A 25,055-nucleotide genomic window follows, 5' to 3' on the forward strand; every position below is an offset into this window, starting at 1 on the left:
TTATTTTAAAACTTCAAATACAGTCTGGAACATGATCTTGATATCTCCGAAGAAATTAAAATCACGTAGGTAGGCTAGATTATAGTGCATCTTTTCTGGGAGGACTCTTTCGACATAGGCCTGGTCAACCGTCATACCTTTTGCAGTCATTTGACTGATAATGGCATCCTCGTCCTTATAGTTAATGCTGGCAAGCGATGTAATCCCTGCAGGCAAGAGCAAGGTAGCCATCATTTCAGGGCTATACTGCTCTGTGTAGCGTGGTACTTCTGGACGAGTTCCCACAAAGGACATCTCTCCTTTGAGAACATTGACCAATTGTGGAAGTTCATCCAAACGAACACGGCGAATGAAATTTCCAACCTTGGTGATACGGCTGTCATTTGCAGAAGTTACTAGACTTCCTTTCTTGTCCGCATCTGTCACCATGGTACGGAATTTCCAAATCTTGAAATGTCGGTTGTACTGGGTTACCCGCACCTGCTTGTAAATGACTGGACCCTTACTATCTAGTTTGATCCAAATACTTAGAATCAGAAATACGGGTGAGGTCAAGATTAACAAGATCAAAGCTAGAACCAAATCTAGACAACGCTTGAGAATCAGAGAGCCTTTTCTTTTAGAAACAAGCTGGTAGTATGGTTTTACCTCACTTAATTGCATCTCTTGAGGTAGTTCATCCCATTTCAGCATGCACATTCTCCTCTATTTTTTAATATGTAATCTTTAAACATTCTACATTATACCACAAAATGAAAGAGGCAGTGCAAGAAATCTGTATTTTAAAGGAATTCTTCCTTAGGATAGAGCACCTGCTTGCAAACTATACATCTTGTGATAGGTTCCTCCTAAGGCCAAAAGTTCCTCGTGTGTGCCGCTCTCGATGATTCGTCCCTTATCTAGGACATAGATACAGTTAGCATCCTGAATGGTAGAAAGACGATGGGCAATGGCAATGGTCGTCCGGCCCTGTCTCATCTTGGCTAGAGAATTTTGGACCAAGGCTTCTGTTTCAGAATCAATATTGGCTGTCGCTTCATCCAAAATCAGTATTTTCGGTTGACTGGCAACGGTTCTAGCAAAGGCAAGAAGCTGACGTTGACCAGTTGAGAAACTCGAACCACGCTCAGATACAGGAGCATCATAACCTAAAGGAAGATCTTGAATGAAGGAATCTGCATCGACAAATTCTGCTGCAGCCTTGACTTGGTCATCGCTGATATCTTGGTACATAGCGATATTGGACTTGATGGTCCCATGATAGAGGAAAGGTTCCTGTAGAACCAGACCGATATTTTTTCTCAACTCCTCTTGACTATACTTACGAATATCCACACCATCTAGGAGAACTCGACCAGACTGAAATTCATAAAATCGCATGAGAACATTAATGATAGAAGACTTCCCAGAGCCAGTATGCCCGACAAAGGCGATGGTTTCACCTTTATTGACTGTAAAGGAAATATCATCGAGAATTTGGTGTTTCCCGTCATAAGAGAAGGACACATGTTCAAAATGGATATTTCCTTCTCTAATCTCGGCTTGTTCATTTTCTTGGACCGGTTCATAGTTGGTCTCATCGATAAGTGCAAAGACACGACCTGCTGACACCATGGATGTCTGAAGGGTAGAAAAGTTTTGCGTTACCTCTATGAGGGGATCAAAGAGACGATTGATGTACTGGATAAAGGCATACATGGTACCTGCCGTTATGCCTAGATAGAGACCACGATAGCCAAAGTAAGCCATCAAAACTGCATAGCCCAATAGCTTCAGTAAACTCATGGCCGGGCGTAAAAAGAGGGAATCCAGGGCTACTGAACGGTTAGCGTAGACCAGGTGTTCCTGATTTATCTCATCAAACTCTTCTTGCAGGCGCTTTTCTTGATTAAAGGCTTGAATAATGCGAATCCCTTCGATATTTTCAGCCAGCTTACTGTTAATATCTGATAAGAGACTTCTTGTTTTTTCAATGACCTTGACCGATTTTTTACGGTAGAGATTGACCAAAAGGAAAATCAAAGGTAGGAAGAGCAAGACTAAAGCAGTCAGACGATAGTCCAGAACTAACATGGTATAAAGGGTCGTCACGAATATAAAGACTGCCGAGATAAAGCTAGATAAGATCCCTGAGAACATGTCACTAATGGTCTCAGTGTCATTGGTCAAACGAGAGACAATAGAGCCTGTAGGCGTTTTATCAAAATAAGACATGCCTAGTTTTTCCATATTGGCAAAGGCATCACGTCGAATATCTCTAACGATGCTGTAGGACACGCGCGCAAAGAGGATGTTCCCCACATATTGGACAATAGTTTGAAGGATGTAGAGACCATAGTAAACTAGCAAAACTGTAACAGCAAGCTGATTGAGATTGTTTAGATACTGGTCGATAAAGTGCGAAGCTACCAAGGGAATTACGCTCTTAATAACTGTCGTCGCAAGGAGAAAAGCTAAGGCTAAAAAGGTTAGGAGACCATAGGGCTTGAGATAAGACAACAAGCGCTTCAATACAGCCCATTGTTCTTGTTTATTCCGCATCTTCTTCTCCTTTCATTTCTAACTGTTGAGACTGGTAGGTTTGTGCGTACCAACCATCCAAGGCGAGTAAGTCTTCATGTGTGCCTCGTTCAATGATGCGACCATCCTGCATGACCAAAATCAAATCTGCATGAACAACTGCACTGAGACGATGGGCAGTGATGATAGTCGTTTTATCTTTGCGAGTTTCCTTGAGATTATCGATGATCGCGAACTCTGTCTTAGCATCCACAGCTGACAAGGAATCATCTAAAATCAAGATATCAGGATTTAAAATCATAGCCCGACTCATGGCCAGACGTTGCTTTTGTCCACCAGATAGACTGACACCTTTTTCCCCGATAACTGTATCAAATCCCTCAGGCATGTCTTGAATGTCTTGATAGACTTGAGCCAACTGAGTCGCTTCTTCTACTGCAGAGAAAGGTAGGTCGGGATTTCCAAAACAAATATTCTCTAAGATAGAACTAGCAAAGAGAAATTGGTCCTGTGGGACGTATCCCATCAAACTTCGTAAGTCAGCTAGTCGATAGGCACGAATATCGTGACCATTTAGATAAATAGCTCCTCGGTCAACGTCATACTCACGTAGGAGCAATTTAATTATAGTAGTTTTCCCTGAACCAGTCTGTCCAACCAAGCCCAAGGTTTGCCCTTTTTCGAGACTAAAATGTATATCTCTCAGCGTCTCTTCGTCTTCAAAGGCAAAACGATCAATAGCATAGTCCAAGCGCCCATTTTCAATCCCGTCAAGTGGAGATTCTGGGTCTTTGACAGGTGACTCTTGAGACAAGAGGCTCTCAATTCGTTGATAAGAAACCTTCCCTCTTTGAGTAATATTAAAGAGGAAACCAATCGCCATCAAAGGCCAGACAAGCATATCCAAGTAAGAGATAAAAGTGACCAGATTCCCAACAGTTACTTGTCCCGCTTGCACCATAAAGGCACCGACTAAGAGAGTTAAGGCATAGGAAGAACCAACAAATAGCAGAACCATGGGGTCAAAGAGACTATCATATTTCATGGTTTGCAGATTCTTTTGGAAGGTCAAATCATTGACTTCCTGGAAAGATGCCAATTCATCAGATTGATAGCCAAAGGACTTGGTTACCTTGATACCTGATACTGACTCCTGAACCTTATTATTAAGTTCAGAAAAGGCTGCTTGGGATTCGCCAAAAGCCTTATGGGTCTTTCTCCCCAGACGACTAGTTCCATAGGCCATAAACGGCAAAGGTAGAATAGCAACCAAGGTCATCTGCCAAGAAATGCTAAAGAGCATAGTCAAGAGAGTCACCAAGGCTGTGATAGAAGCATCCACCGCAGACATGACACCACCACCTGCTAAACGAGTCAGAGCATTGATATCATTGGTGGCGTGAGCCATCAAATCCCCAGTTCGATAATTCTGATAAAAAGCAGGAGACATCCTTGTAAAGTGCTCAAATAGTCTTGAACGCATGATTTGTCCAAGTCGGTAGGAAGTCCCTAGGATATACATACGCCAAACATAACGCAGATAATACATCCCGAAAGCTGCCAGCAGGAGATAAAAGAGATGAAGCAGGAGCTCATCTTGTGTTAATCGTCCCGAAGTAATGGCATCAATCACGCGCCCCATGACCATAGGAGGGATGAGGTTGAGTACAGAAACCAAGACCAATGCGATGATTCCAACGAGGTAACGACGTTTTTCTAACTTAAAAAACCACCAGAGTTTTTGGATGATGGACATAAAATTCCTTTCTAATGACAAATGGAAACCTGAGGCGACTGCCTCAGGTTTTTCCTATTCATAGGTGATGACACTAACTTAAACTTTGTCATATTTAGCGATAAAGATACTCAAAGGAGTAACATTTCATTTATTTTCAATCTTTTACATAAATCATTCTTTATTATAAAGGAATGACCTGGATTTTTCAAACTATACGCTGGGGAATTACTTCTTTTTCTGGTATAATATTGTCTATAATCTGAATGAAAAGGTACACACTATGAAACTGATCTCATGGAACATTGATTCCCTCAATGCAGCGTTGACGAGTGACTCTGCGCGTGCGAAATTGTCTCAAGACGTTCTCCAAACTTTGGTAGCTGAAGACGCTGATATCATCGCTATCCAAGAAACCAAGCTTTCAGCTAAAGGTCCTACTAAAAAACACCTTGAGGTGTTGGAAGAACTCTTCCCAGGCTACGAAAACACCTGGCGTTCCTCTCAAGAGCCTGCCCGTAAAGGTTATGCTGGAACCATGTTCCTCTATAAGAAAGAACTCACTCCAACTATCAGCTTCCCAGAGATTGGCGCCCCTTCTACTATGGACTTGGAAGGCCGCATCATTACTTTGGAATTTGATACATTTTTCGTGACTCAGGTCTACACACCAAATGCTGGGGATGGTCTCAAACGCTTGGAAGAACGTCAAGTCTGGGACGTCAAATATGCGGAATACTTGGCTGAGTTAGACAAGAAAAAACCAGTTCTTGCTACAGGTGACTACAACGTTGCCCACAAGGAAATTGACCTTGCCAACCCAGCAAGCAACCGTCGTTCACCAGGTTTCACAGACGAAGAACGTGAAGGATTTACAAACCTTTTAGCCAAAGGATTTATAGATACCTTCCGCCATATCCATGGCGATGTGCCAGAACGCTATACTTGGTGGGCACAACGTAGCAAGACTTCAAAAATCAACAACACAGGCTGGAGAATCGACTACTGGCTCACAAGTAACCGTGTAGCAGACAAGGTTACCAAGTCAGATATGATTGACTCAGGCCCACGCCAAGACCATACACCGATTGTCTTGGAGATTGAATTGTAAGGAGTTTCTATATGAACTACAATGCAGTTATTCCCGAGTTTATAGTCTCAAATTTAGAACAGTCTCGTTCCTTCTACTGCGATTTACTGGGTTTTACGATCGAATACGAGCGACCAGAAGAAAACTTCCTCTTCTTATCGCTTGAAGATTGCCAGCTAATGTTAGAAGAGGGGACAAAGGAGGAACTAGCTGAACTAAACTACCCCTTTGGTCGTGGAGTCAACATCTCCTTCGGCATAGAGGATGTCCCTCGACTCTATCAGAAATTAATCGAGTCCAACTATCCTATTCATCGTCCATTGACAAAAAGAGAATTTCGTGTTGGTGAACAATATATCTATCCTCATGAATTTGCAGTTTTAGACCCAGATGGCTATTTTTTAAGATTTAGTGAATAGAATGATAAAGCATTAGAGTGGGAAAATAATAAAAAAAGAGGCATGTGCCTCTTTTTTGTTAGTTTAAAATTAAATTTGATAAAAATAAAGATAACAAAGAATTATCCTAATAATAGTTCAGATAAAAATCCTTCTCTTAACATTTCCAAATTAAAGATATTTCTAATATGACTGAAGGCTTCTGCCAGTGGTAAATGTGCAGTTTTCCATCCTTGCCCATCTGTAACCCAAACAAACTCTACGTCATCATCTGATGTAACAACAAATTGACTAAGTTCAGTAAATTCTCCAGCTACCGCTTTTAATTTACTTCCACCTCCACCATAATAATTTGTTTCAATCAACCAAACCTTATGTTTTTCTTTAGAATAAACTGCAACGTCAAATCTTCTCTCAGATTTATCAACAGGTACTTTAATTCCCCACTTATCCTTAATGAATTGGGCTGTAGCTTGAGATTTCCATTCCAATTTTTGTTCCTGAGAAATTTTTGCTACATGTCTCTCTAAAATCCCCTCCATGGTTGTTCCACTTCGGTTTTTTCGTGCATTGCTATCTAATCCAGTCTCTACTCCATAAACATAATCAACTAATGAACGATTAGCATGTTGTTGTAAAAAATTTAATAAACCAGATTGCTCGATAAATTTCAAGTAATCATCTATTCTACTAGTGTCTATCGTTTTGAAATCCAATTGCTCAAAAGACATATTATCATCATTGTCTATTGTAAGAATATCTAAAACTCTATCACGACTTGCGATTAAGCTAGGAATAGCTTTTAACAAATTAGGTTGTTTAGTGAATAAACGTAAAGCTTCGGAATAAATATCATCTTTACCAATTAAGTAGTTCAAAGTATTCAATTCTAATTCATACTTCTTTGTCTCACGGTCAACTTTATTCCAATTCACATAATACTCTGGAGTTCTATTGGTAATTGATAATGATTCTAAGAAAATCGTTAACCTTTCTTGTGGGGATTTTATTAAATAATTTTTAAAATTCATAATTAATTTTCCTCTTGTTTAGGTAATGGTAAGCCAATCGCATCTAATGGAATATAATTAAAATAATATTTACATCCAACACTAATAATATAATCTAAAGTATCTTTATAGCGTGGATTTTTAAACCAATCTTTATCTAATAGGTATGAATAACTGACCTCCTTATTTAAAGGAGAAAATAGTTTTTTATATTGTTTTAATTTAAAATCACATGTTTGCAACTTTTCGTCAACACTGCCACCTTGATTTTGTGTCTTTTTCTCAACTATATAAACTGTATTTTTACTAACTACAAAAATTGCTTCATCAGGTAACAATTGAGCGGATATAATTTTTGTATAATCAAATCCATCAATTTCATCAAAGTAGCGATAGAGACCAGTTTTTTGGAAAATCTGTCCAACTTCGTCTCCTAAAAATTTTATACTCCATCTAAAAGGTTTCGAACGCAATTTGGTTCCTTTGATGATTTTCGTTTTTCCTCCTTGTTCCGTCCTTCTAGTATCATAGTCAATATTCTCAATACTGTAGCCATCTTGACTAGCCAAAAATGTAGGGAAATCCGTTTGTATTTCAAAAGCTAAACCTGTTTTAGTGTTTGCTCCTCCAATGCCACCCTTTTTCATTGTGTATATTCCAACCTCTTCTTTGCAATTTTTAAATATTCTTTTTCAGCATCAATACCTATAAATCTTCTACCTAAGCGTTTAGCAACTACTCCAGTTGTTCCACTTCCTACAAATGGGTCTAAAATATAATCACCTTCTTTAGTAGAAGCTAAAATTATACGTTCCAATAAATATTCTGGTTTTTGTGTTGGATGCTTCCCAGCCCATTTCTCAGCTTTTTTCGTCAAAGCTCCCGTCCAAACATCTTTCATTTGCTTACCATCATTTAGCTCTTTCATCAAATCGTAATTGTAAAAATGACGAGCTTTTTTATCATTTTTTCTTGCCCATAAAATAGTCTCAGTAGAATGAGTAAAATAACGACAGGATAAATTGGGTGCAGGGTTTGTTTTCTGCCAAGTAATATTATTTAGAATTTTAAAACCTTCTTGCTCTAATGCCATTCCAACTGAATAAATATTATGCAAACTCCCTGAAACCCATATAGTCCCATTAGGCTTCAAAACTTCTTTTGCTAAACGAATCCATTTCCGATTAAATTCGTGCTTTTCCTCAAATGAAGAAATCTTATCCCAATCTCCTTTATCAACGGAAACAACTTGTCCCCCAGAATTAGATATCCCACCATTACTTAAAAAATATGGTGGGTCAGCAAAGATCATATCCATACTCTCTGGTTTCATTTTTGATAATAATTTAAACGTATCTGCATGAACAAGAATCATTTTGTCTTTATTATAGTATGGTTTTGTCATTAAAACACCCCCATACTTATATTCGTTAATTTTCATAATTTGTGACTATAATTTCAGAAATTTTTCCTCGGCTCGAAGACTTAGCACCATTTGTTCGTGTAGCCTCTACATAATGGATATTAAAATCTTGATATAATTCCTCTACTAAATGACTCGATGAATTTGACAACATTACATAAGCGCCTGCATCACTTAGCCTCCTAAATGTATCTCTTAATCTAACTTGGTCCTCATAAGAAAAACCTTCATGAGTATACGATGTAAAAGCGCTTGTCTCAGATAATGGAATATAAGGAGGATCGAAATAGATAAAATCACCTTCTTGAACATCTAAGAGTGCATCCTCAAAATCACCTGTTCTAATCTCTATTTGATTTTTATTTAGATAATTTGAAATAGCAGATATCAACTCTTCATCAACAATTTTAGGATTTTTATAGCTACCGTATGGTACATTAAATTGATTTTTAGAATTCACTCGATATAAGCCATTAAAATCGACTCTTAGCATATATAGAATTCGAGCAGCTCTTTGGACATCGGACATATTGTTTATTCTATCATCACGATCAGCTGAGCGTAATTGTAAGTAATAATCTTTTGAATTATTTTCTTGATGATACTTCAATAAGTCAATTAACTCCTGAGGATTATCCTTAATTTGTTGATAACAGTTGATTAACTCGGCATTATAATCATTAATAACAGCTCTTTCCGGCGCTAAATCAAAAAATAATGCCCCTCCTCCGATAAAAGGTTCATAATAATCATTATACGTTTCAGGCATGAGTTCTTTTATGATAGGTAATAATTGTCGTTTACCGCCTGTCCATTTAGTGAATGGTTGTAGAATAACTTTTTTCGTTTGTTCAATATTCATACTTATTATTATACCACAGAAACATAACCATTAGCTTGGTATTTCTCTGCTCTTATATATTTCTCTGGAACTTCTTTAACAAATTAAAATGAGTAGGATAATTTTTCCTACTCATTCTTTCTTTTATATCCTCACCTGTCTATCTTCAGATCGTTGTCCTGTAACAAACATGGTGAAGGTTGCCTTGCAGACATTTCGGCCATCTTGGTTGATGATGTCAACATCGACGACACAAGTGGTCCGTCCTTGATGGACACATTCTCCTTTGATAGTGAGAACATCTCCTAGATTTCCGGCTTTTAGATAGTTGATGGAAGACTGGAGTGTCACCCCGTCTAATCCTAGCGAAATCACCACAAGACCACTGATTTGGTCACAAAGGGTAAATAGATAGCCTCCATGGGCATTTCCATAGTAGTTGAGTGAGGAGTCCACTACTTTTGTCGTCACTACAACGTGACCATCTCTCATTTTTTCAATTTCGTAGTTTTCAAAGGCAGATATAGCGTCAAAGTGAAAATCTTTCATACGTTCCTCCTGATATTTCAAACGACACTATGATACTACTTTTCAAGACTCTACGCAAGGGAGAAGCACTTATTCAGGTAAAATCCCAACCTGCTCCACAAAGCGCATAAAGGCTGCTTGTCCTTCTTCTGTTTGCTTGTAAACTCCTGCATCTTCCAATACCCGAGCGAAGATTTTACCCACAGATTCTTGGACGATATTAAGAGCTTGGTCTTTGTCAGTCAATCCAGGATGGGCTTCTTTCAACTCATCTGCCCATTCTTGGTGATAATCTGCTACTGAAACATCCTCTCCGACTAGATAAGCTGCTACTTGCTCCACTTCTTCCTTCAGGCGTGGTGGCAAGATTGCCAAGCCCATGACCTCTATCAAGCCGATATTTTCCTTCTTGATATGTTGGACATCCTTGTGGGGATGATAGATACCATCTGGATGCTCTGGAGATGTTTGGTTATCCCGTAAAACTAAGTCTAACTCAAACTGCCCATCTCGCTTACGGGCTATCGGTGTAATAGTGTGATGCGGTGTTCCATTACTTTCTGCCAAGACATGTACACTTGGATCTGAGTATTGACGCCAAGCCAGTAAGATTTTATCTGCTAGTTCCGTCAAATCATCTGCTGAATCTGAAGTTAGTCGAATGACGGACATAGGCCATTGAACAATTCCTGCTTTGACAGTTTCAAAACCTTCAAAGGTAACGCTTTTCTGAATAGGAGCCACTTCCATTGGGAAAACATGACGACCACCTTGGTAATGATCATGGGTCAGGATGGAGCCACCTACGATTGGCAAATCAGCATTCGAACCTGCAAAATAGCCTGGGAACTGCTCCACAATCGCTAACAAACGTTCAAAACTTTGGCGACTAATAGCCATAGGACGATGTTTGCTATCTAGGAAAATACAGTGCTCATTAAAGTAAGCGTAAGGCGAATATTGGAAACCCCACTCCTGCCCAGAAATATCAAAACGAATAATCCGGTGATTGCTTCTAGCTGGATGATTGACACGACCATGATAACCTTCATTCTCCATACAGAGCTGACATTGAGGATAGTTACTGGATTTAACCAACTTAGCTGCCGCTATCTCTTTTGGATCCTTTTCAGGCTTAGAGAGATTGATGGTAATCTCCAGTTCACCGTAGTCAGACGGTACAAGATAAGCAATATTCTTTGCGATAGCCTTCAGTTTAATGTAGTCATTCTTCTGACTGAGTTGGTAGAAGTCCGCAATCGCCTGCTCTGGCGACTGGGCATAGGTAGCCCAAAAGTCACGATTAACCTGACTTGGACAAGGCGTTACCAAGTCCATGAGGTCAGCACCGAGAATCTCACGCGCAGCCTGACTATCTTCAATTGTTTCCAGTCGAACGGCTTCCTCGACAAGCTGATCTTTAAGGTCAATCAAGTTATCTTGGTCAGTCTCAACGTCCAAAACTCCTTCACCAACCAGTGCTAAAACACGATTGGTCAGGTAAATCCGATCCAACTCTTCAAAGGTACTTTCTGCAATGACTTTGGTAACAAATCTTTCTACTAAGGTCACTAGAAAACCTCCTTCTTACTTTCTAAATAGTCTCTAACAGCATCCAAATCCTGAAAAACTTGTTCTGTTTTATTTAAGAAAGACTGTGCTGGTATTTTTAAATCTGGAATACAAATAACTGGAATCCCAGCTCTAGATGCCGCTTCAATCCCTGCTTCACTATCCTCTAGCACCAAGCAATTCTCTGGTAAAACGTTCAAATCACTGCAGGCTTTTAAAAAGATATCAGGGTAAGGTTTGCTTCGCTTTACATCTTTTGCAAAAACTAGATGGTCAAATAGGGATAGTATACCATTACTATCCAATATCATTCTAGCTCGAGATTCAACACTTGATGTTGCTAAAGCGATTGGAATTCCTTCTCTTTGCAAATAAGTAATCAAATTTTTAGCACCTTTTTTTAAATTTACACCTTTGGCTAAGATTTGAGCTTCCAGTTCATAAACTTTATCCAAGGTTTGGTCAAAGTTCCAGGGTAAATCATAGGTATCCAAAAATCGTTGAACATTCTCCTCTTCCCTATGTCCACTGTAGTCTCTAGAATAAGTTTCTTCTGTGAAAGGAATTCCAAAATCTCTAAGCAATTCTTGATAAACTTTTAGAGAAATGATTTCAGTATCGGCTAATAAGCCATCTAAATCAAATATTACAGCTTCCATATCCTTCTCTCCTAATCTAAGACGCGAGTTCCACCTGCAACTTCAGCGATATAGAAGCTTGGTGCATAGCCAACGATTTCTTCGTAGTGTTTGCCAACAGCTTCTTTAAAGTTCTCAACCGCATCTTTTTGAACCAAGGCAATGGCGCAACCACCAAAGCCTGCTCCTGTCATACGAGCACCGAGAACACCTTCTTGAGCCCAAGCAGTATGAACAAGGGTATCCAATTCCAAACCAGTCACTTCGTAGTCATGTTCCAAAGAAACGTGAGACGCATTCATCAAACGACCAAACTTGTCCAAATCTCCCGCTTGAAGAGCTGCTTGCGCTTTAAGGGTGCGTTGATTTTCTAGAACGGCATGGCGAGCACGTTTCAAACGATTTTCGTCTTTGATCAGGTAGCTGTATTCATCAAAAGCCCATTCATCTAACTCGCCTAAAGTCTGGATATCCAAGGCCACTTGAAGTTCTTCCACTGCTTTTTCACATTCAGCACGGCGTTCATTGTATTTAGAATCTGCAAGTTCACGGCGTTTGTTGGTATTCATGATAACAACAACATTGTCTTTCAAATCAAGAGGAACCAAGTCGTATTCTAACGTATTAGTATCTAGGTAAATAGCACGTTGGTCTGCACCCATACCGATAGCAAATTGGTCCATAATCCCAGAGTTAACGCCGATAAAGTTATTCTCTGTCAGTTTTCCGATTTTAACTAAGTCTAGACGGTCCAATTTTAGGTCAAAGAGGTATTCTGCTACGACACCTGTCAAAAGCTCCAAAGATGCTGAAGAAGACAAGCCCGCACCATTTGGGATATTCCCAAAAACATAGAAATCAAAACCTTTATCAATCACATGACCAGCTTCTTGCAAGAAATGAAGAACACCTTTTGGATAGTTGGTCCAGTTGTGCTCTTTCTCAAACTTAAGGTCAGCTAGAGGCACTTCGATGATGCCTTTATCCTCAAAGTTTGCTGAGTAGAAACGCAAGACTTGGTCATCACGCTTACGTGCAGCTCCATAAGTTCCTAGTGAGATAGCTGCCGGAAAAACATGGCCACCATTATAGTCAGTATGTTCCCCAATCAAGTTGATGCGGCCTGGTGAGAAGAAAGTTTGATCCGCTTCTTGACCAAAAACAGCAAGAAAATCCTTGCGAAGTGCATCAGCAGTAAGATGTTGTGTCATATGAATTCTCCTTTGACAATTTGTTAGGTAAAAAAGTTTACCTTGTAATCGTTTTCTTCTATTGTACCCAAGGGTTTTGCTTTGGTCAACAATTTTACCGATATTTTACTAAACTATGAGTAAAAAGTAAGAAAAATATGCTATAATAACCTAAAAAGGAGGGGAATTATGGCTACACTCAAAGATATCGCTCAGCTAGCCTCTGTCTCAATCGCAACTGTATCCCGTGTCCTCAATCGCGATCAGAGTCTATCTGTCACAGAAGAAACCCGACATCGTATTTTAACTGTCGCCGAAGAACTAGGCTACACCAAACATCTCAAAACTGGTGAATCTCATAAACTCAAACAAAAGATTGCCATCATCCAATGGGTCAGTGAACAAGGAGAGTTAGAAGACCTCTACTACTACCAGATTCGACTAGGGATAGAAAATAGAGCTCAAGAATTAGATTACGAGATTTTGCGCTATTTCAATGACCAACCTTTCACGCTTAGCGAAGAAGTCATTGGAATTCTTTGTATTGGAAAATTTAGCCAAGCACAGATTGCCTCATTTGAAGAATATCAAAAACCTCTAGTTTTTCTTGATAGTGACACCATCGCCTTGGGCCATACCTGTATCATTACAGATTTTAATAATGCTGTTAGACAGGTGGTTGATTACTTTACAGACCACGGGCTTAAGAAGATTGGTATCCTATCCGGTCTTGAAACTACTACTGACCAAGAAGAAGTTATCGCAGACAAGCGTTTAGATTACTTCAAATTTTATACACAAGAAAAAGGAATTTATAACGAGAAATTCATTTTTCAAGGTCTATTTACTGCCCAATCTGGATACGACTTAATGAAAGAGGCTATCGAGAAATTAGGAGATAAACTTCCACAAGCCTTTTTTTCAGCTAGTGATAGTTTGGCAATCGGTGCCCTTCGCGCCCTTCAAGAAGCCAGCATCAGCATTCCAGAGCGCGTCAGCATTATTTCCTTTAATGATACCATTCTAACCAAGCAAGTGTTCCCACCACTTTCCAGTATTACCGTCTACACCGAAGAAATGGGACGAACAGGAATGGATATTTTGAACAGAGAAGTCCTTCACGGCCGTAAAATTCCAAGCCTTACTATGCTGGGAACCAAACTAACTTTAAGAGAGAGTACCTAGCATTAAGTGCAATAGTTGAACATAAAAAAATCCTAATAGAGATTCTCAAATCTCTATTAGGTTTTTCTTTTTAATCCATCACAATCATAGACTTAATGATCTTGCGTTCATCCATAGCCTTATAAGCTTGGTCGATATCTTTCAGTTTGTAACTTGAAGTAAAGACACGACCTGGATTGATATCACCATCAAGGACAGCTTTGAGCAAGAATTGTTTATCGTATGTTGTCGCAGAAGCTGCTCCACCTGCAACAGATATATTTTGCATAAAGGTTGAACCAAGAGCACGATTCTTATAATGTGGAACTCCTACAAATCCCATACGACCGCCATTATGAAGGACACCCAGTGCTTGCTCAACAGCCGCCTCAGTACCAACACACTCAAGTGCTGCATCTGCTCCACCGCCAAGAATTTCACGCACCTTGGCAATGCCTTCTTCTCCTCGCTCAGCTACAACAGCTGTCGCTCCTGATTCCAAGGCCATTTGTTGTCGATCTTCGTGACGACTCATAAGGATAATTTGTGAAGCTCCACGCATCTTAGCTGCAATGACAGCACATTGCCCAACAGCCCCATCGCCAATTACGACAACCTTATCACCTGGTTTCACATCTGCCACACGCGCTGCATGATAGCCTGTTGGCATGACATCAGCCAGAGTCAAGAGAGACTTGAGCATACCTTCTGTATAGTCAGACGGTTGTCCAGGGATTTTAACAAGAGCCCAATTGGCATAGTGGAAACGGAGATATTCAGCCTGGAAATTCCCTCCTAGGTTATTTCCGATATGATTGTCACAGGAACCATCAAATCCAGCACGACAGGCATCACATTCCCCACAACCATGAGTAAATGGCACAATCACAAAATCACCGGGCTTGACCGTTGTAATGGCTTCTCCAGTTTCTTCAACGATACCAATCGCTTCGTGTCCACTATTTTTATGTCCCGCTTTAATATCTGGATTGCGATAACTCCAAAGGTCCGAACCACAAACGCAAGCACGAACTACACGGATAATGACATCATCCGATTCTTGAATGCTTGGACGCTTAACTTCTTCAATGCCGACCTGACCTGCCTTGGTATAAATTGCTGATTTCATTTAAAAATTTCCTCTCTCTATGTAACTACCTTTAGTATACACTTTTTATTTAGCTTTCGCTCACTTATACTACATCTCATTAATGATGATGTTCATGACTTTTATCTACTTCCAACTCCTCAATTTTACGCTTATGAACCTGGTGGCTTGCTAAGTCTGCATCTACCTCAATGGTAATATTTTGAAAACCACAATCTTTGAGTAGGGTTCGAATGGATTCTTTACAAACCTCCATCTGTCCGATCTCTTTTAGACAAACATGGATAATGGCATTTTTCTCCAAACCATCCATGGTCCATAGGTTAAGCTGATTGATACTAGCCACATACTCCAACCGTTCCAAATCACTCTTTACTTGCTTGATATCCACTCCTTCTGGCACGGCATCGAGGAAAATCTTGAGTGTAGACCAAAAACGTGGAATAGCCTTTAACAGAATGAAGAAGGAAATGACAAGAGATAAGAGCGGATCCAGAATATACCAGTCGGTAAATCGCAGAACAATAGCCATTAGGATAACAGCCAGCCAACCCAGAGTATCTTCCAGAAAATGCAGGCTAAGAATGGATTCGTTTTTTGTTTTTCCCTTGCGAACTACTAGACTCGCCAGCACATTAATGCTAACAGCAATGATTCCTAGCCAGAGGATACCCTCATCATTGACCGCTTGTGGATGAAAGAGTTTCGTTATATTCTCCAAAATGACTAAAGCAGATCCTGTCATGAGAATAACAGCCGTTACCAAGGCACCTAAGAGACTAAAACGTTTGTACCCCAAGGTGTAATGACTATCTTCTTCACGATTGGAGATTGTTTCTAGAAATGCTGATAGCCCAATTGCGATTGCATCTCCCAAGTCATGGACAGAGTCAGCAAGAACAGCACTAGAACCAAATACTCCACCAGCGATAAACTCGACAATGGCATAACTCAAATTTAAGAAAAAAGCTAGCCAAACCGCACCTTTCGTTGTCATTTTTCCGTCCTCCTTTGGTATAATAGTAGTATAAATATTCCCTTTACTAGTATTATCTCTTACTCCGAAAAGAAAGGATAGGGGCAAACTGTTCTCTTTGTAAGTTACTGAACGATTTGTTCAAAGTGTTCATATGACTAGTCAAGACCGTCGCATTACCAAGACACGAAAAGCTATCTATACTGCTTTTTTACAATTATTGAATCAAGAAGATTACGAATCCATCACAGTTCAGGAGATTATTGACCTAGCAGATGTCGGTCGCTCCACCTTTTACAGTCACTATGAAAGTAAGGAACTGCTTCTAGACGAGCTCTGCCGTTATCTCTTTCATCATCTTTTTGAACATGAGGAAAATATAACTACAAATGCTTACTTGACACATATCTTTTCACATTTTAAGAAAAATCAGGACCACGTCACCAGTCTTCTTTTCTTTAAAAACGACTACTTCCTCCGGCAATTGCAGAAAGAATTGGAACACCATGTTTATCCCATGGTTGCCAAGGTCTTGCAAGTTTCCTATCCTAATATTCCTGCCTCTTATCTCAAACACTATGTTGTAACTAACTTTATCGAAACATTGACCTGGTGGCTGAAAAAGGAGAAATCTTACACGGAGGATCAAGTAGTGAGATTTTACTTAGACGTCATGGGGATGAAGTAGCAAACACAACTATAGATTTCATATCCACTCAAAAGAAAAATACCTGTCAACATTCTATCATTCAAATATTCCATTCACCATGAATATTTTGCCTCTACTTTCTATTTAGTAATCTGATCAAACTATGATTTTTTAAGCAAGTACATTAACTAAAAAAATTCTAAGACAAGAAGCCTTAGAATTTTTTATCGTAACCAACTTTCGTCTAACTGGCCTTTACTTTTGCTAAAAACTTTCCCATGTTCATCAATAACGGCATGAATCTCTTGGCATTGTTTGAGAGTTAGTCCTTCCAATACGTTGCAATAAACAGCATGCATTTCATTATAGGTATCAAAATTTCCAAATCCTAAGCGTCGAAAAAGTCTTCTCGCATATTCATCCGAAATAAAAACGGGACGATCAAAAAGATAAAGTAAAAGTGCATCTGCAGTCTCTGGTCCAATCCCTTTTAACTCCAACAGTTGCTTCCGTAAATCTTCTGTTCCAATCTTGGACAGAACCTCAAAACCACCAACTTCTCTTAACCAGATCAGAAGTCCCCTAATCGTTTGAGACTTTTGCTTATAAAATCCGGCAGGCCGAATACGTTCCTGTAACTCTTCTAGCGGTAAAGCCAGTATACCTTCTACTGTCATGACATCCATCAAACCAGCTAAAGCCAACTTAGCATTCTTCTCTGTTGTTCGCTGGATCAGAATAGTCGAGACCAAATCTTCGAGTTTGTTATCCGATTGCCACCAATTTTGTTCTCCATAATGCTCACAGAGTCGCAAAAGAGTCTCTTGTATTTCTTCTTGCTGCATCATTTCTTCAATAATCCCTGTTTGACCAAAAAGTCACGCGCTACTTGGGCAGCCGGTTTTCCTTCTACTCCCACTTGGTAGTTCATTTGAGTCATTTGGGTTTCTGTGATTTTACCGGCCAACTTGTTCAGAATGCCTTCTAATTCCGGATGTTTTTCGAGTAATTCAGCTTTCATGAGTGGAGCCCCTTGATAAGGTGGGAATAGGTGCTGATCATCTTCTAAAATTTGAAGTTGGTAACGCTCGATTTCTGGGTCTGTCGAGTAGACTTCCATAATCTGAATATCACCAGCCTTGATCGCATCATAGCGAAGGGCCGGTTCCATGGTAGCCACATTAAGATTTAGTCCATAAACTGATTTCAGTCCCTTGTTTCCGTCCTCGCGGTCGTTAAACTCCAGAGTGAAACCAGCTTTGAGCTTGTCTTGAACCGTCTTGAGATCCGAAATCGACTTCAGATTATACTCTTTTGCAATACTTTTCGGAACAGCAATCGCAAAGGTGTTTTGATAAGCCATTGGTTTGAGCAAGACTAGATTATCTTGTTTCTTTATGCCATCACGCGCAGCTTCAAAAACTTCTTCAGAGTCATTGCTGACTTTAGGAGCTGGCTGCAAGAGAGAGCCTGTAATGGTCCCTGTAAATTCTGGATAGATATCGATATCACCCTTTTTAAGCGCTTGATAAAGGAAATCTGTCTTTCCAAAATTAGGCTTAACCGTCACTGTCATGTCACTATTTTCCTCAATAAGAAGTTTGTACATATTCATGAGAATTTCAGGCTCAGGCCCCAATTTCCCAGCTATGACTAGATTTTCTTTTTCTTTCTGAGGAATCATGCTTGGAGCATAACTCGCTCCCAAACCAAGGAGCATCACCGCAAAGGCTGCAACAATAGTACGCAACTTTGCCTTTTCCAACCATTTGAGAATAACATTAAATAGAATGGCTAAAATGGCTGATGAAATAGCCCCAATTAAAATGAGACTAGCATTCCGACGATCAATCCCCAAAAGGATAAAGGAACCCAATCCTCCAGCTCCAACAAGAGCGGCTAAAGTCGCTGTCCCAATGATCATAACGGTTGCTGTACGAACCCCCGATACAATGACAGGCATGGCCAGTGGAATTTCAAACTTCTTGAGTCGCTCCCACTTGGTCATTCCAAAAGCAACTCCTGCCTCCTCAAGGCTAGGATCAATGCCGTTCAAGGCTGTGATTGTATTTTCCAAAATCGGGAAAATAGCATAAATGACTAGAGCTGTAAGGGCCGGTAAGGTTCCAATCCCCATGAAAGGAATAAAGAGACCCAACAAAGCCATTGAGGGAATGGTCTGGAAGATACCCGCAACTTGTAGCACCCAGTTCGCCGCTTTTTTGTGGCTATTTAGATAAACCGCTAGCGGAATCGTTAGAAAAATAGCAACCAATAAGGTCAAAAGAGACAATTGTAAGTGTTGTCCAAGGGCTGTAAGCCAGTCTCCAAAACGTTCTTGAAAAGTTGAAATGAAATTAGACATGAAGGCTACCTCCAAACAAGTTTGCTACAAAGTCTGTCGCAGGCGCTTGTAAAATTGTTTCAGGGTCTGCCACCTGGCGAATTTCTCCATCCTGCAAAACTGCAATTCGATCCCCTAATTTTAAGGCCTCGTCCGTATCATGGGTTACGAAGATGGTCGTCATGCCGAATTCTTTATGTAAATCTTTTGTAAGAGCCTGCAACTGCTTGCGAGAGATGGCATCCAAGGCTGAAAAAGGTTCGTCCATCAATAGAATTTTTGGTTCTCCAATGATAGCGCGCACAATCCCAATCCGCTGTTGCTCCCCACCAGATAACTCGCTAGGCATGCGCTCTGCATACTCTGCAGCAGGCAGACCCACCTTGTTCAAGAGTTCTTCTGTTTTAGAGGCGATTTGTTCCTTGCTCCAGCCCTTCATTTCAGGAATCAATGCTATATTTTCAGCAACCGTGAGATTTGGAAAGAGAGCAATTTTCTGAAGAACATAGCCGGTACTGAGACGTAACTCCCGTTCATCATAGTCCTTGATCCGTTTTCCATCCATATAGATATTGCCATCAGTCGGCTCCAAGAGACGATTGATCATCTTGATCATGGTGGTCTTTCCAGATCCTGAAGGACCCACTAGCACCATGAATTCTCCATTTTCAATGCGGAGATTGACATCTTTTAAAATGTCTGTATCCGTATAGCGCAAGGCTACATGTTTGTATTCAATCATTTAGTCTTCCTCAATTTTCACAATAACTTTGCCAAAAGAATAGCTGCCTTCCAGATAAGCATGCGCATCCTGAATTTGGTCAATCTTATAAACTTTTTCAGGCCCTACATCCACATGATAACGCTCGACAAAGTCTACCAAAGCCTGAAGCTTGTCTTGAGACACATTGGCAGAGGCAAAGGTCGTCAAGTAGAGATTGCGAGAGAGCATCTCGATTGGATCAAAGTCTGGAACAGTCCACTGACCACCCAGTAGGCCACAAGAACAGATAATCCCACCTTCTGCTGTCCGCGCAAAAGAATCGAGAATGGCGCTTGGACCAACAAGATCCAAAACCTTATCGAACTGCTCTTGCGTTTGCAAGACACCATCCTTGTCCAAAATCACCTGATCAAATCCGACTGCCTTCAATTGCTGTTCCTTAGCTAAATTTCGGCTGCTTCCTGTCAGGTGAATCTTAGGAAATTTTCCTTTAAGCAGTTTAGCAAAGGCAATTCCTACACCACTGGTTGCTCCGCGAACTAACACGCTATCTTTCTCCTCAATCTTAAGATTGAGAAAAGAGCCAAATGCCGTGTAATAGGTTTCCGGAAGGGCGATCAAACTTTCCAAATCAAGTTCTGTCTTGATTGGATAAATTTGTTCATTTGGAAGAAGTGTATACTCTGCATAACCTCCATCAAAGGCTCGCCCCATCTCTCCCATAATGGAAATGATTTGTTGGCCAATCTTCAAATCCGGTCGTGTCGTTTCTTCCACAAGACCGACACACTCAATCCCTAATACACGAGGAAAATTCACAGATGGTGATTGTCCCTTACGGGTGAAAATTTCACTATGATTGATGCCAAATCCTTGGATTTTCACCAGGGTCCAACCTGCCTTCAGGACTGGTTTTGGTCGTTCGACAACTTTTAATACCTCCGGTCCACCTGGAGTGCTTACAACAACTGCTCTCATAATGTATTCCTTTTTAAAATTTCCCTCTATTGTTCAAGTCTTCTACCTTAGGCATAACTTCCTTATTATCCCAATGTTCAACAATTTTCCCATTTTCTAAACGGAAGATATCGTATTGAGCATAGGCAACGCCATCAATCAATACCTGACCATAACTCACTGCAAAATTTCCTTGAGTCAAGAGTTGGAAAACAAAGTCATAGGCCATATGGTGCTCGCGTACGTAATCCTTATAAGCTTGACTCCCTTGCCCAATCTCATGATTATGCTGAATCACATCCTCTGCCACAAAGTCTTCCCATTGATCGAGTTCCTTGTTTTGGAAAATTTCTGTCAAGAAACGACGGACCAGCTTTTTATTTTCCGCTGACTTGTCCAAGTCCTTGATTTCAAAATCTCCAAAGATCTGATCGAGTTGCTCATTTTCAGGTGTGCGATAGTAGTCAATAACGTCCCAATGTTCAACGATGCGTCCATTCTCATCTGCACGGAAAGTATCTGTCGTCACCCATTGGGTTTTCCCTCCATTAAGGTACTGGTGGACATGGACAAAGACAAGATTTCCATCTTCAATGGTACGAACAATCTTAATGTCACGTTCTGGATGACGTTCGAGAAAATCGACAAAGAAAGCAGCGAATCCTTCTTTCCCATCCGGCACTCCTGTCGAGTGTTGGATATAGGTATCCCCTACAGAGCTTGCTTGCGCTTCTGCTACACGGCCATCTTGAATAGCACGAATATATAGATTTTGTGCATTTTGTGCTTGAATGGACATGATTTATTCCTCGTTTTCTTTTTTCTTTAAATTAGTGATAATACGCTCTTGATAAGCTTCAAATTCCTGGATTTCTTGATCCGAAAATCCTTGGTAGAAAATTTCACCTAACTCTTTACTGACACGGTCTCCAATTTCTTTTTGCGCCCAACCGAGATCTGTCAAAGAGATATATTTTTTTCTTTTATCCTGTGTACAAGGCTTAATCGTAACCAAACCCTGTTCTTCTAATTTCTTAACCATACTGGTCAGCGTATTGTTTGCCAGACCTGTCGCAAGAGCAATATCAGTTGCGGTAGCACAACCCAACTCTTGCTTCCACAAGATTGTTAAAATTTTTCCCTGCTCACTTCTGTAATGGGCATCTGGTTCCTTGCCCAAGAGTTTTTGAAAGATACGCCCATTCAACAATCGAATCTGTAGAGCTTGGTAGCCCCCTAACATCTTGTCCATTTTGTCTCCTTTACTTCTATATCGAACTTTCTGAATTTATTGTAAGATTTTTCATTACATCTGTCAACTATTTCGATATAGAAATAATAAAAAACTTCCTACCCAAAAGTAGAAAGTCATCATTTTTATAAAATTAAACATGAATCACATCTGAAGCATTCCTCTTAAAGAAACTACTATGGACCAGATAAGGACCATACTTAGAATTTTGACTAGAAACCAAGCATAAAGGAATGATAAAAATTTTTATAAAGTAGAGTAAGCAAAAAAGTAAAAAATAACTAAAACTAAGAGTTTTCAAATCAAGAAAGTAAAGATAACAGACAATTGATGTATTCAATAGAATATTAAATCCCGTAGCAAAACTAGCTGATATGATATTCGTCTTGATCTGAGAATTAAAGAGTTTGACAAGAAATAAGGCTAATAAAGAAGTATTATAGATACAAATCGGTTTATAATTATTACGATAGAAAACTAAACATTTATTGTTATAAAAAACAAGCCCTCTGCTAAAATTACTCGCTTTGTTAATCCAAACATGGGAAACTCCACTGATATCACTCCAAGGAACAAATAAATCTAACCTTCTAATGTATATCCCATCCTGAGTAATATAAAATTTCCAAGGAAAAAGAAAATTAATACCAATGCCAACTAAAATTAATAAAACAAGGCAATACCCTAACTGTGTTTGATGAAAGTTGAAGGCGTATTCAAAGATAGTAACTGTTTGAATTCCTCGCCCAACAATTTGATGAACACCCAAAAAATATAAAATAACTATAAATAGAACAAATCTATAATAAATACTATGAAACTTTACACTTTTTGGCATAGAAATTATTCTCCTGGATTATAGAATCATCATCAAATGATGCTTTACGTTCTTATATAACACTAGTATACCATTAAATATTCAAAGAATATAAAAATGAAAGAAGAGATTTTAAAAAATAGAGCTTGGCCTTGACCAAACTCTTCATTTTTCTAGTCTTCCTCAACTAAGTGTTTAAACTCTGCTTGGATCTCTGTATTCTCTGTCGGTTTTAAGTACATAACCCCACCATTTGTTGTTGGAGAATGAAAAACAATCGCTTCCCCAGTATCAGTTATCGCAAAAAAGTAGCTATGCACGTCCGGGTATTTATCCCAGTTACTATAGCGTTCCACAATTCGATACTTAGCATTTCCTAAACCTGTATCCGTGTATTCGGCATTCATTTTTTCGCTTGGTCAATCTCCAAAGGTATAGAGATTATCTGCACCAACATCACCACCAGAAATTCCCTTTTTGTAATTCGGTTGACCAAGTCTTTCTCCCCATCCTTTAATGAAAGCTTCTAATTTCGCAGATTTGCTTGCATTCCAAGGAGCTTTTTGTTTCTCCTCGGAGATAGAAGAGCTAGTGGAAGTTTCAAATTTCTGCCAATCTAGTTGCTTGAAATTCATTAATTCTGCCTCTGTCTTACCAAAATCAGAATGCAAACTTTTGTTACCAGGAACACGAATGTCCTGTTCCTGAACTTTACTTGCTGCTTGTTGGCTCGAATTCAGATGATAAAGTACTCCCCTACCTTCACCTGTACCAGATGACCAGCTTAATTCTAAGATGTCTCCACCCTTATAGATAATCATAGAATTTCTAGCACCACCATGGCCGGCTACAAAACTTTCTGCTAAAAGGAGGGGTTTCTCATTCACAAGATAATAAAGACCCGAAATAAAATAATCACCATTAGATTGCTCAACTCCTATTAGCAATTCCTCTACACCATCTTTATTAAGATCCGCATAGGCATAGCTAATCTTATCTGATTGAAAAACCGCATTTTCAACTGACCAACTATTGATAGGGCGTTCAGTGCCTTGTAAACTCTTATAGAGATTAGCGATTACATTAAGATCTTTAGGTGTAGATAGGATTTTTTTGTAATCCTCAAAAACTGGCTTGTATAAATCTTTGTAATCTTTCTTAGACTCTCCAGACTTTATCTCGTTACTAGTAGTTGACTGACTAGTTGTAGCAGATAAACTAGTATCATCACTAGAAACATCAGAATTTTGATTACTACAACCAACTGTTAAGAAACTAAATATAAGAATAAACAGACTTCCTACTATACTTTTATTACCCATAAAAATCTCCTCTTGAAATGAATGGTGACATAGCTTTGCCTACATTATATCAAATATTTTAGAGTTTCGGTAAAATAAAAAAACTTATATATACAAATACTAAGTAAATAAGTTCTATAATTCTTATATTAGATACACCTTCGATAAATACCATAGATCTAAACATAATGTAGGAAAAGCCAATAGGAGCTATAACAAAAAGAGATTAAACCATTATTTAAAGGTAATTTCTAATATAATTATTTTATATTAGAAACTTACAGGAAATTAAAAAAAGAACATTAACACATCGAAAGACTAAAATAGAAATGCAGATAGAATCTAGGAAAAAGACTACAAAGTCACTAAAAAAAACTTAAATATTCGGTTAGTTTAATAACATTAAACCTAGAAACTTCCTAAGAGTGAAACAAAAAGAGTGAATCATTTTGTTTCACTCCAGATTGTAACAATTCATCGCCCTACCATAGTTATCAAAAAGCCTAAATTTTACAGTCAAAAACACAAAAAAAGAGCTAAAAAGCTCTAATTACGGAGAATAAGGGATTCGAACCCTTGCGCCAGTTACCCGACCTAACGATTTAGCAAACCGTCCTCTTCAGCCTCTTGAGTAATTCTCCTATTAATGGGCACGAGTGGACTCGAACCACCGACCTCACGCTTATCAGGCGTGCGCTCTAACCACCTGAGCTACGCGCCCAAGTTAAATAACTTGGTAAATGAACTATATGTTCAAAGCGGGTGACGAGAATCGAACTCGCGACAACAGCTTGGAAGGCTGTAGTTTTACCACTAAA

Annotated in this window: 24 protein-coding genes, 2 tRNA genes and 1 pseudogene; 4 read left to right on the forward strand and 23 right to left on the reverse strand. The window is 39.4% G+C overall.

All coding sequences use genetic code 11. From position 1 onward, the window contains the following. The 3 genes from SINDD18_RS07135 to SINDD18_RS07145 all read right to left on the reverse strand — a co-directional run bounded on the left by SINDD18_RS07135 (nucleotide 1) and on the right by SINDD18_RS07145 (nucleotide 4,276). Nucleotides 1-693, reverse strand: a complete 693-nt coding sequence (locus tag SINDD18_RS07135) for a sugar transferase (protein WP_061863623.1) — start codon at nucleotides 691-693, stop codon at nucleotides 1-3. A gap of 105 nt (nucleotides 694-798) precedes the next feature. After that, nucleotides 799-2,541, reverse strand: coding sequence for an ABC transporter ATP-binding protein (locus SINDD18_RS07140; RefSeq protein WP_061863624.1), 1,743 nt, complete (start codon nucleotides 2,539-2,541; stop codon nucleotides 799-801). Further along, complete coding sequence (locus SINDD18_RS07145) at nucleotides 2,531-4,276, reverse strand: ABC transporter ATP-binding protein (RefSeq protein ID WP_061863625.1); 1,746 nt, start codon at nucleotides 4,274-4,276, stop codon at nucleotides 2,531-2,533. Before SINDD18_RS07145 ends, SINDD18_RS07140 begins: the two co-directional genes overlap by 11 nt. A gap of 262 nt (nucleotides 4,277-4,538) precedes the next feature. Here SINDD18_RS07145 and SINDD18_RS07150 point away from each other — a divergent pair, with 262 nt between their 5' ends. Together SINDD18_RS07150 and SINDD18_RS07155 are read left to right on the forward strand one after the other, a co-directional pair. Further along, on the forward strand, nucleotides 4,539-5,366 hold the full coding sequence (locus SINDD18_RS07150) for an exodeoxyribonuclease III (RefSeq protein ID WP_061863626.1): 828 nt from the start codon (nucleotides 4,539-4,541) through the stop codon (nucleotides 5,364-5,366). Nucleotides 5,367-5,377: 11 nt separating this feature from the next. Continuing rightward, nucleotides 5,378-5,764, forward strand: a complete 387-nt coding sequence (locus SINDD18_RS07155; RefSeq protein WP_061863627.1) for a bleomycin resistance protein — start codon at nucleotides 5,378-5,380, stop codon at nucleotides 5,762-5,764. Between the two features lie 101 nt (nucleotides 5,765-5,865). On the opposite strand, the gene SINDD18_RS07160 is transcribed toward SINDD18_RS07155, so the two are convergent. The 8 genes from SINDD18_RS07160 to SINDD18_RS07195 form a co-directional block, all read right to left on the reverse strand. Continuing rightward, nucleotides 5,866-6,774 (reverse strand): type II restriction endonuclease, encoded by a 909-nt coding sequence (locus SINDD18_RS07160; RefSeq protein ID WP_061863628.1) that lies wholly within the window; start codon nucleotides 6,772-6,774, stop codon nucleotides 5,866-5,868. 2 nt (nucleotides 6,775-6,776) lie between these two features. Beyond that, the gene (locus SINDD18_RS07165) at nucleotides 6,777-7,400 is read right to left on the reverse strand and encodes a hypothetical protein (RefSeq protein ID WP_061863629.1); all 624 of its coding nucleotides are present in this window, start codon (nucleotides 7,398-7,400) and stop codon (nucleotides 6,777-6,779) included. Next, nucleotides 7,397-8,158, reverse strand: a complete 762-nt coding sequence (locus SINDD18_RS07170) for a DNA-methyltransferase (protein WP_061863649.1) — start codon at nucleotides 8,156-8,158, stop codon at nucleotides 7,397-7,399. Before SINDD18_RS07170 ends, SINDD18_RS07165 begins: the two co-directional genes overlap by 4 nt. Nucleotides 8,159-8,183: 25 nt before the next feature. Next, entirely contained in the window at nucleotides 8,184-9,038 is an 855-nt protein-coding gene (locus SINDD18_RS07175; RefSeq protein ID WP_061863630.1) for a DNA adenine methylase, read from the reverse strand. A gap of 123 nt (nucleotides 9,039-9,161) precedes the next feature. Further along, nucleotides 9,162-9,566: a PaaI family thioesterase gene (locus SINDD18_RS07180; protein WP_006152721.1), complete on the reverse strand. Its 405-nt coding sequence runs from the start codon at nucleotides 9,564-9,566 to the stop codon at nucleotides 9,162-9,164. A 69-nt stretch (nucleotides 9,567-9,635) separates the two neighbouring features. Further along, nucleotides 9,636-11,117 carry a UDP-glucose--hexose-1-phosphate uridylyltransferase gene (locus SINDD18_RS07185; protein ID WP_061863631.1) on the reverse strand — a complete coding sequence of 494 codons (1,482 nt, stop codon included), beginning with the start codon at nucleotides 11,115-11,117 and terminating at the stop codon, nucleotides 9,636-9,638. Beyond that, entirely contained in the window at nucleotides 11,117-11,776 is a 660-nt protein-coding gene (locus tag SINDD18_RS07190; protein ID WP_061863632.1) for an HAD family hydrolase, read from the reverse strand. The genes SINDD18_RS07185 and SINDD18_RS07190 overlap by 1 nt, the downstream gene beginning before the upstream one ends. Nucleotides 11,777-11,787: 11 nt before the next feature. Then, the gene (locus SINDD18_RS07195) at nucleotides 11,788-12,966 is read right to left on the reverse strand and encodes a galactokinase (RefSeq protein ID WP_061863633.1); all 1,179 of its coding nucleotides are present in this window, start codon (nucleotides 12,964-12,966) and stop codon (nucleotides 11,788-11,790) included. 168 nt (nucleotides 12,967-13,134) lie between these two features. On the opposite strand from SINDD18_RS07195, the gene SINDD18_RS07200 reads away from it, so the two are divergent. Continuing rightward, nucleotides 13,135-14,130: a LacI family DNA-binding transcriptional regulator gene (locus tag SINDD18_RS07200; RefSeq protein WP_061863634.1), complete on the forward strand. Its 996-nt coding sequence runs from the start codon at nucleotides 13,135-13,137 to the stop codon at nucleotides 14,128-14,130. A 70-nt stretch (nucleotides 14,131-14,200) separates the two neighbouring features. On the opposite strand, the gene SINDD18_RS07205 is transcribed toward SINDD18_RS07200, so the two are convergent. Both SINDD18_RS07205 and SINDD18_RS07210 read right to left on the reverse strand, forming a co-directional pair. Next, nucleotides 14,201-15,238 (reverse strand): zinc-binding dehydrogenase, encoded by a 1,038-nt coding sequence (locus SINDD18_RS07205; protein WP_061863635.1) that lies wholly within the window; start codon nucleotides 15,236-15,238, stop codon nucleotides 14,201-14,203. A gap of 79 nt (nucleotides 15,239-15,317) precedes the next feature. Then, nucleotides 15,318-16,214, reverse strand: coding sequence for a cation diffusion facilitator family transporter (locus tag SINDD18_RS07210; RefSeq protein WP_061863636.1), 897 nt, complete (start codon nucleotides 16,212-16,214; stop codon nucleotides 15,318-15,320). 133 nt (nucleotides 16,215-16,347) lie between these two features. Here SINDD18_RS07210 and SINDD18_RS07215 point away from each other — a divergent pair, with 133 nt between their 5' ends. After that, nucleotides 16,348-16,881, forward strand: a complete 534-nt coding sequence (locus SINDD18_RS07215; protein ID WP_061863637.1) for a TetR/AcrR family transcriptional regulator — start codon at nucleotides 16,348-16,350, stop codon at nucleotides 16,879-16,881. 185 nt (nucleotides 16,882-17,066) lie between these two features. On the opposite strand, the gene SINDD18_RS07220 is transcribed toward SINDD18_RS07215, so the two are convergent. From SINDD18_RS07220 to SINDD18_RS07265, 10 genes and pseudogenes are all read right to left on the reverse strand, one after another. Continuing rightward, the gene (locus tag SINDD18_RS07220) at nucleotides 17,067-17,690 is read right to left on the reverse strand and encodes an endonuclease III domain-containing protein (protein WP_061863638.1); all 624 of its coding nucleotides are present in this window, start codon (nucleotides 17,688-17,690) and stop codon (nucleotides 17,067-17,069) included. Continuing rightward, nucleotides 17,687-19,207 carry an ABC transporter permease/substrate-binding protein gene (locus tag SINDD18_RS07225; protein ID WP_061863639.1) on the reverse strand — a complete coding sequence of 507 codons (1,521 nt, stop codon included), beginning with the start codon at nucleotides 19,205-19,207 and terminating at the stop codon, nucleotides 17,687-17,689. Before SINDD18_RS07225 ends, SINDD18_RS07220 begins: the two co-directional genes overlap by 4 nt. Beyond that, nucleotides 19,200-19,928: an ATP-binding cassette domain-containing protein gene (locus SINDD18_RS07230; protein WP_061863640.1), complete on the reverse strand. Its 729-nt coding sequence runs from the start codon at nucleotides 19,926-19,928 to the stop codon at nucleotides 19,200-19,202. The genes SINDD18_RS07225 and SINDD18_RS07230 overlap by 8 nt, the downstream gene beginning before the upstream one ends. After that, nucleotides 19,929-20,888, reverse strand: coding sequence for a zinc-binding dehydrogenase (locus SINDD18_RS07235; RefSeq protein WP_061863641.1), 960 nt, complete (start codon nucleotides 20,886-20,888; stop codon nucleotides 19,929-19,931). 13 nt (nucleotides 20,889-20,901) lie between these two features. After that, complete coding sequence (locus SINDD18_RS07240; protein ID WP_061863642.1) at nucleotides 20,902-21,666, reverse strand: nuclear transport factor 2 family protein; 765 nt, start codon at nucleotides 21,664-21,666, stop codon at nucleotides 20,902-20,904. Nucleotides 21,667-21,669: 3 nt separating this feature from the next. Continuing rightward, entirely contained in the window at nucleotides 21,670-22,119 is a 450-nt protein-coding gene (locus SINDD18_RS07245) for a MarR family winged helix-turn-helix transcriptional regulator (RefSeq protein ID WP_061863643.1), read from the reverse strand. Nucleotides 22,120-22,252: 133 nt separating this feature from the next. Then, complete coding sequence (locus tag SINDD18_RS07250; protein WP_061863644.1) at nucleotides 22,253-22,957, reverse strand: hypothetical protein; 705 nt, start codon at nucleotides 22,955-22,957, stop codon at nucleotides 22,253-22,255. Nucleotides 22,958-23,109: 152 nt separating this feature from the next. Continuing rightward, nucleotides 23,110-24,258 (reverse strand): annotated as a pseudogene (locus SINDD18_RS07255) (DUF4767 domain-containing protein). Between the two features lie 532 nt (nucleotides 24,259-24,790). Continuing rightward, nucleotides 24,791-24,878 (reverse strand) — tRNA-Ser (locus SINDD18_RS07260). Between the two features lie 6 nt (nucleotides 24,879-24,884). Further along, nucleotides 24,885-24,958: transfer RNA gene (locus SINDD18_RS07265), tRNA-Ile, on the reverse strand. Between the last annotated feature and the right edge of the window lie 97 nt (nucleotides 24,959-25,055).

This window comes from Streptococcus infantis, assembly GCF_001579645.1.
Classification (GTDB): Bacteria; Bacillota; Bacilli; order Lactobacillales; family Streptococcaceae; genus Streptococcus; species Streptococcus infantis_E.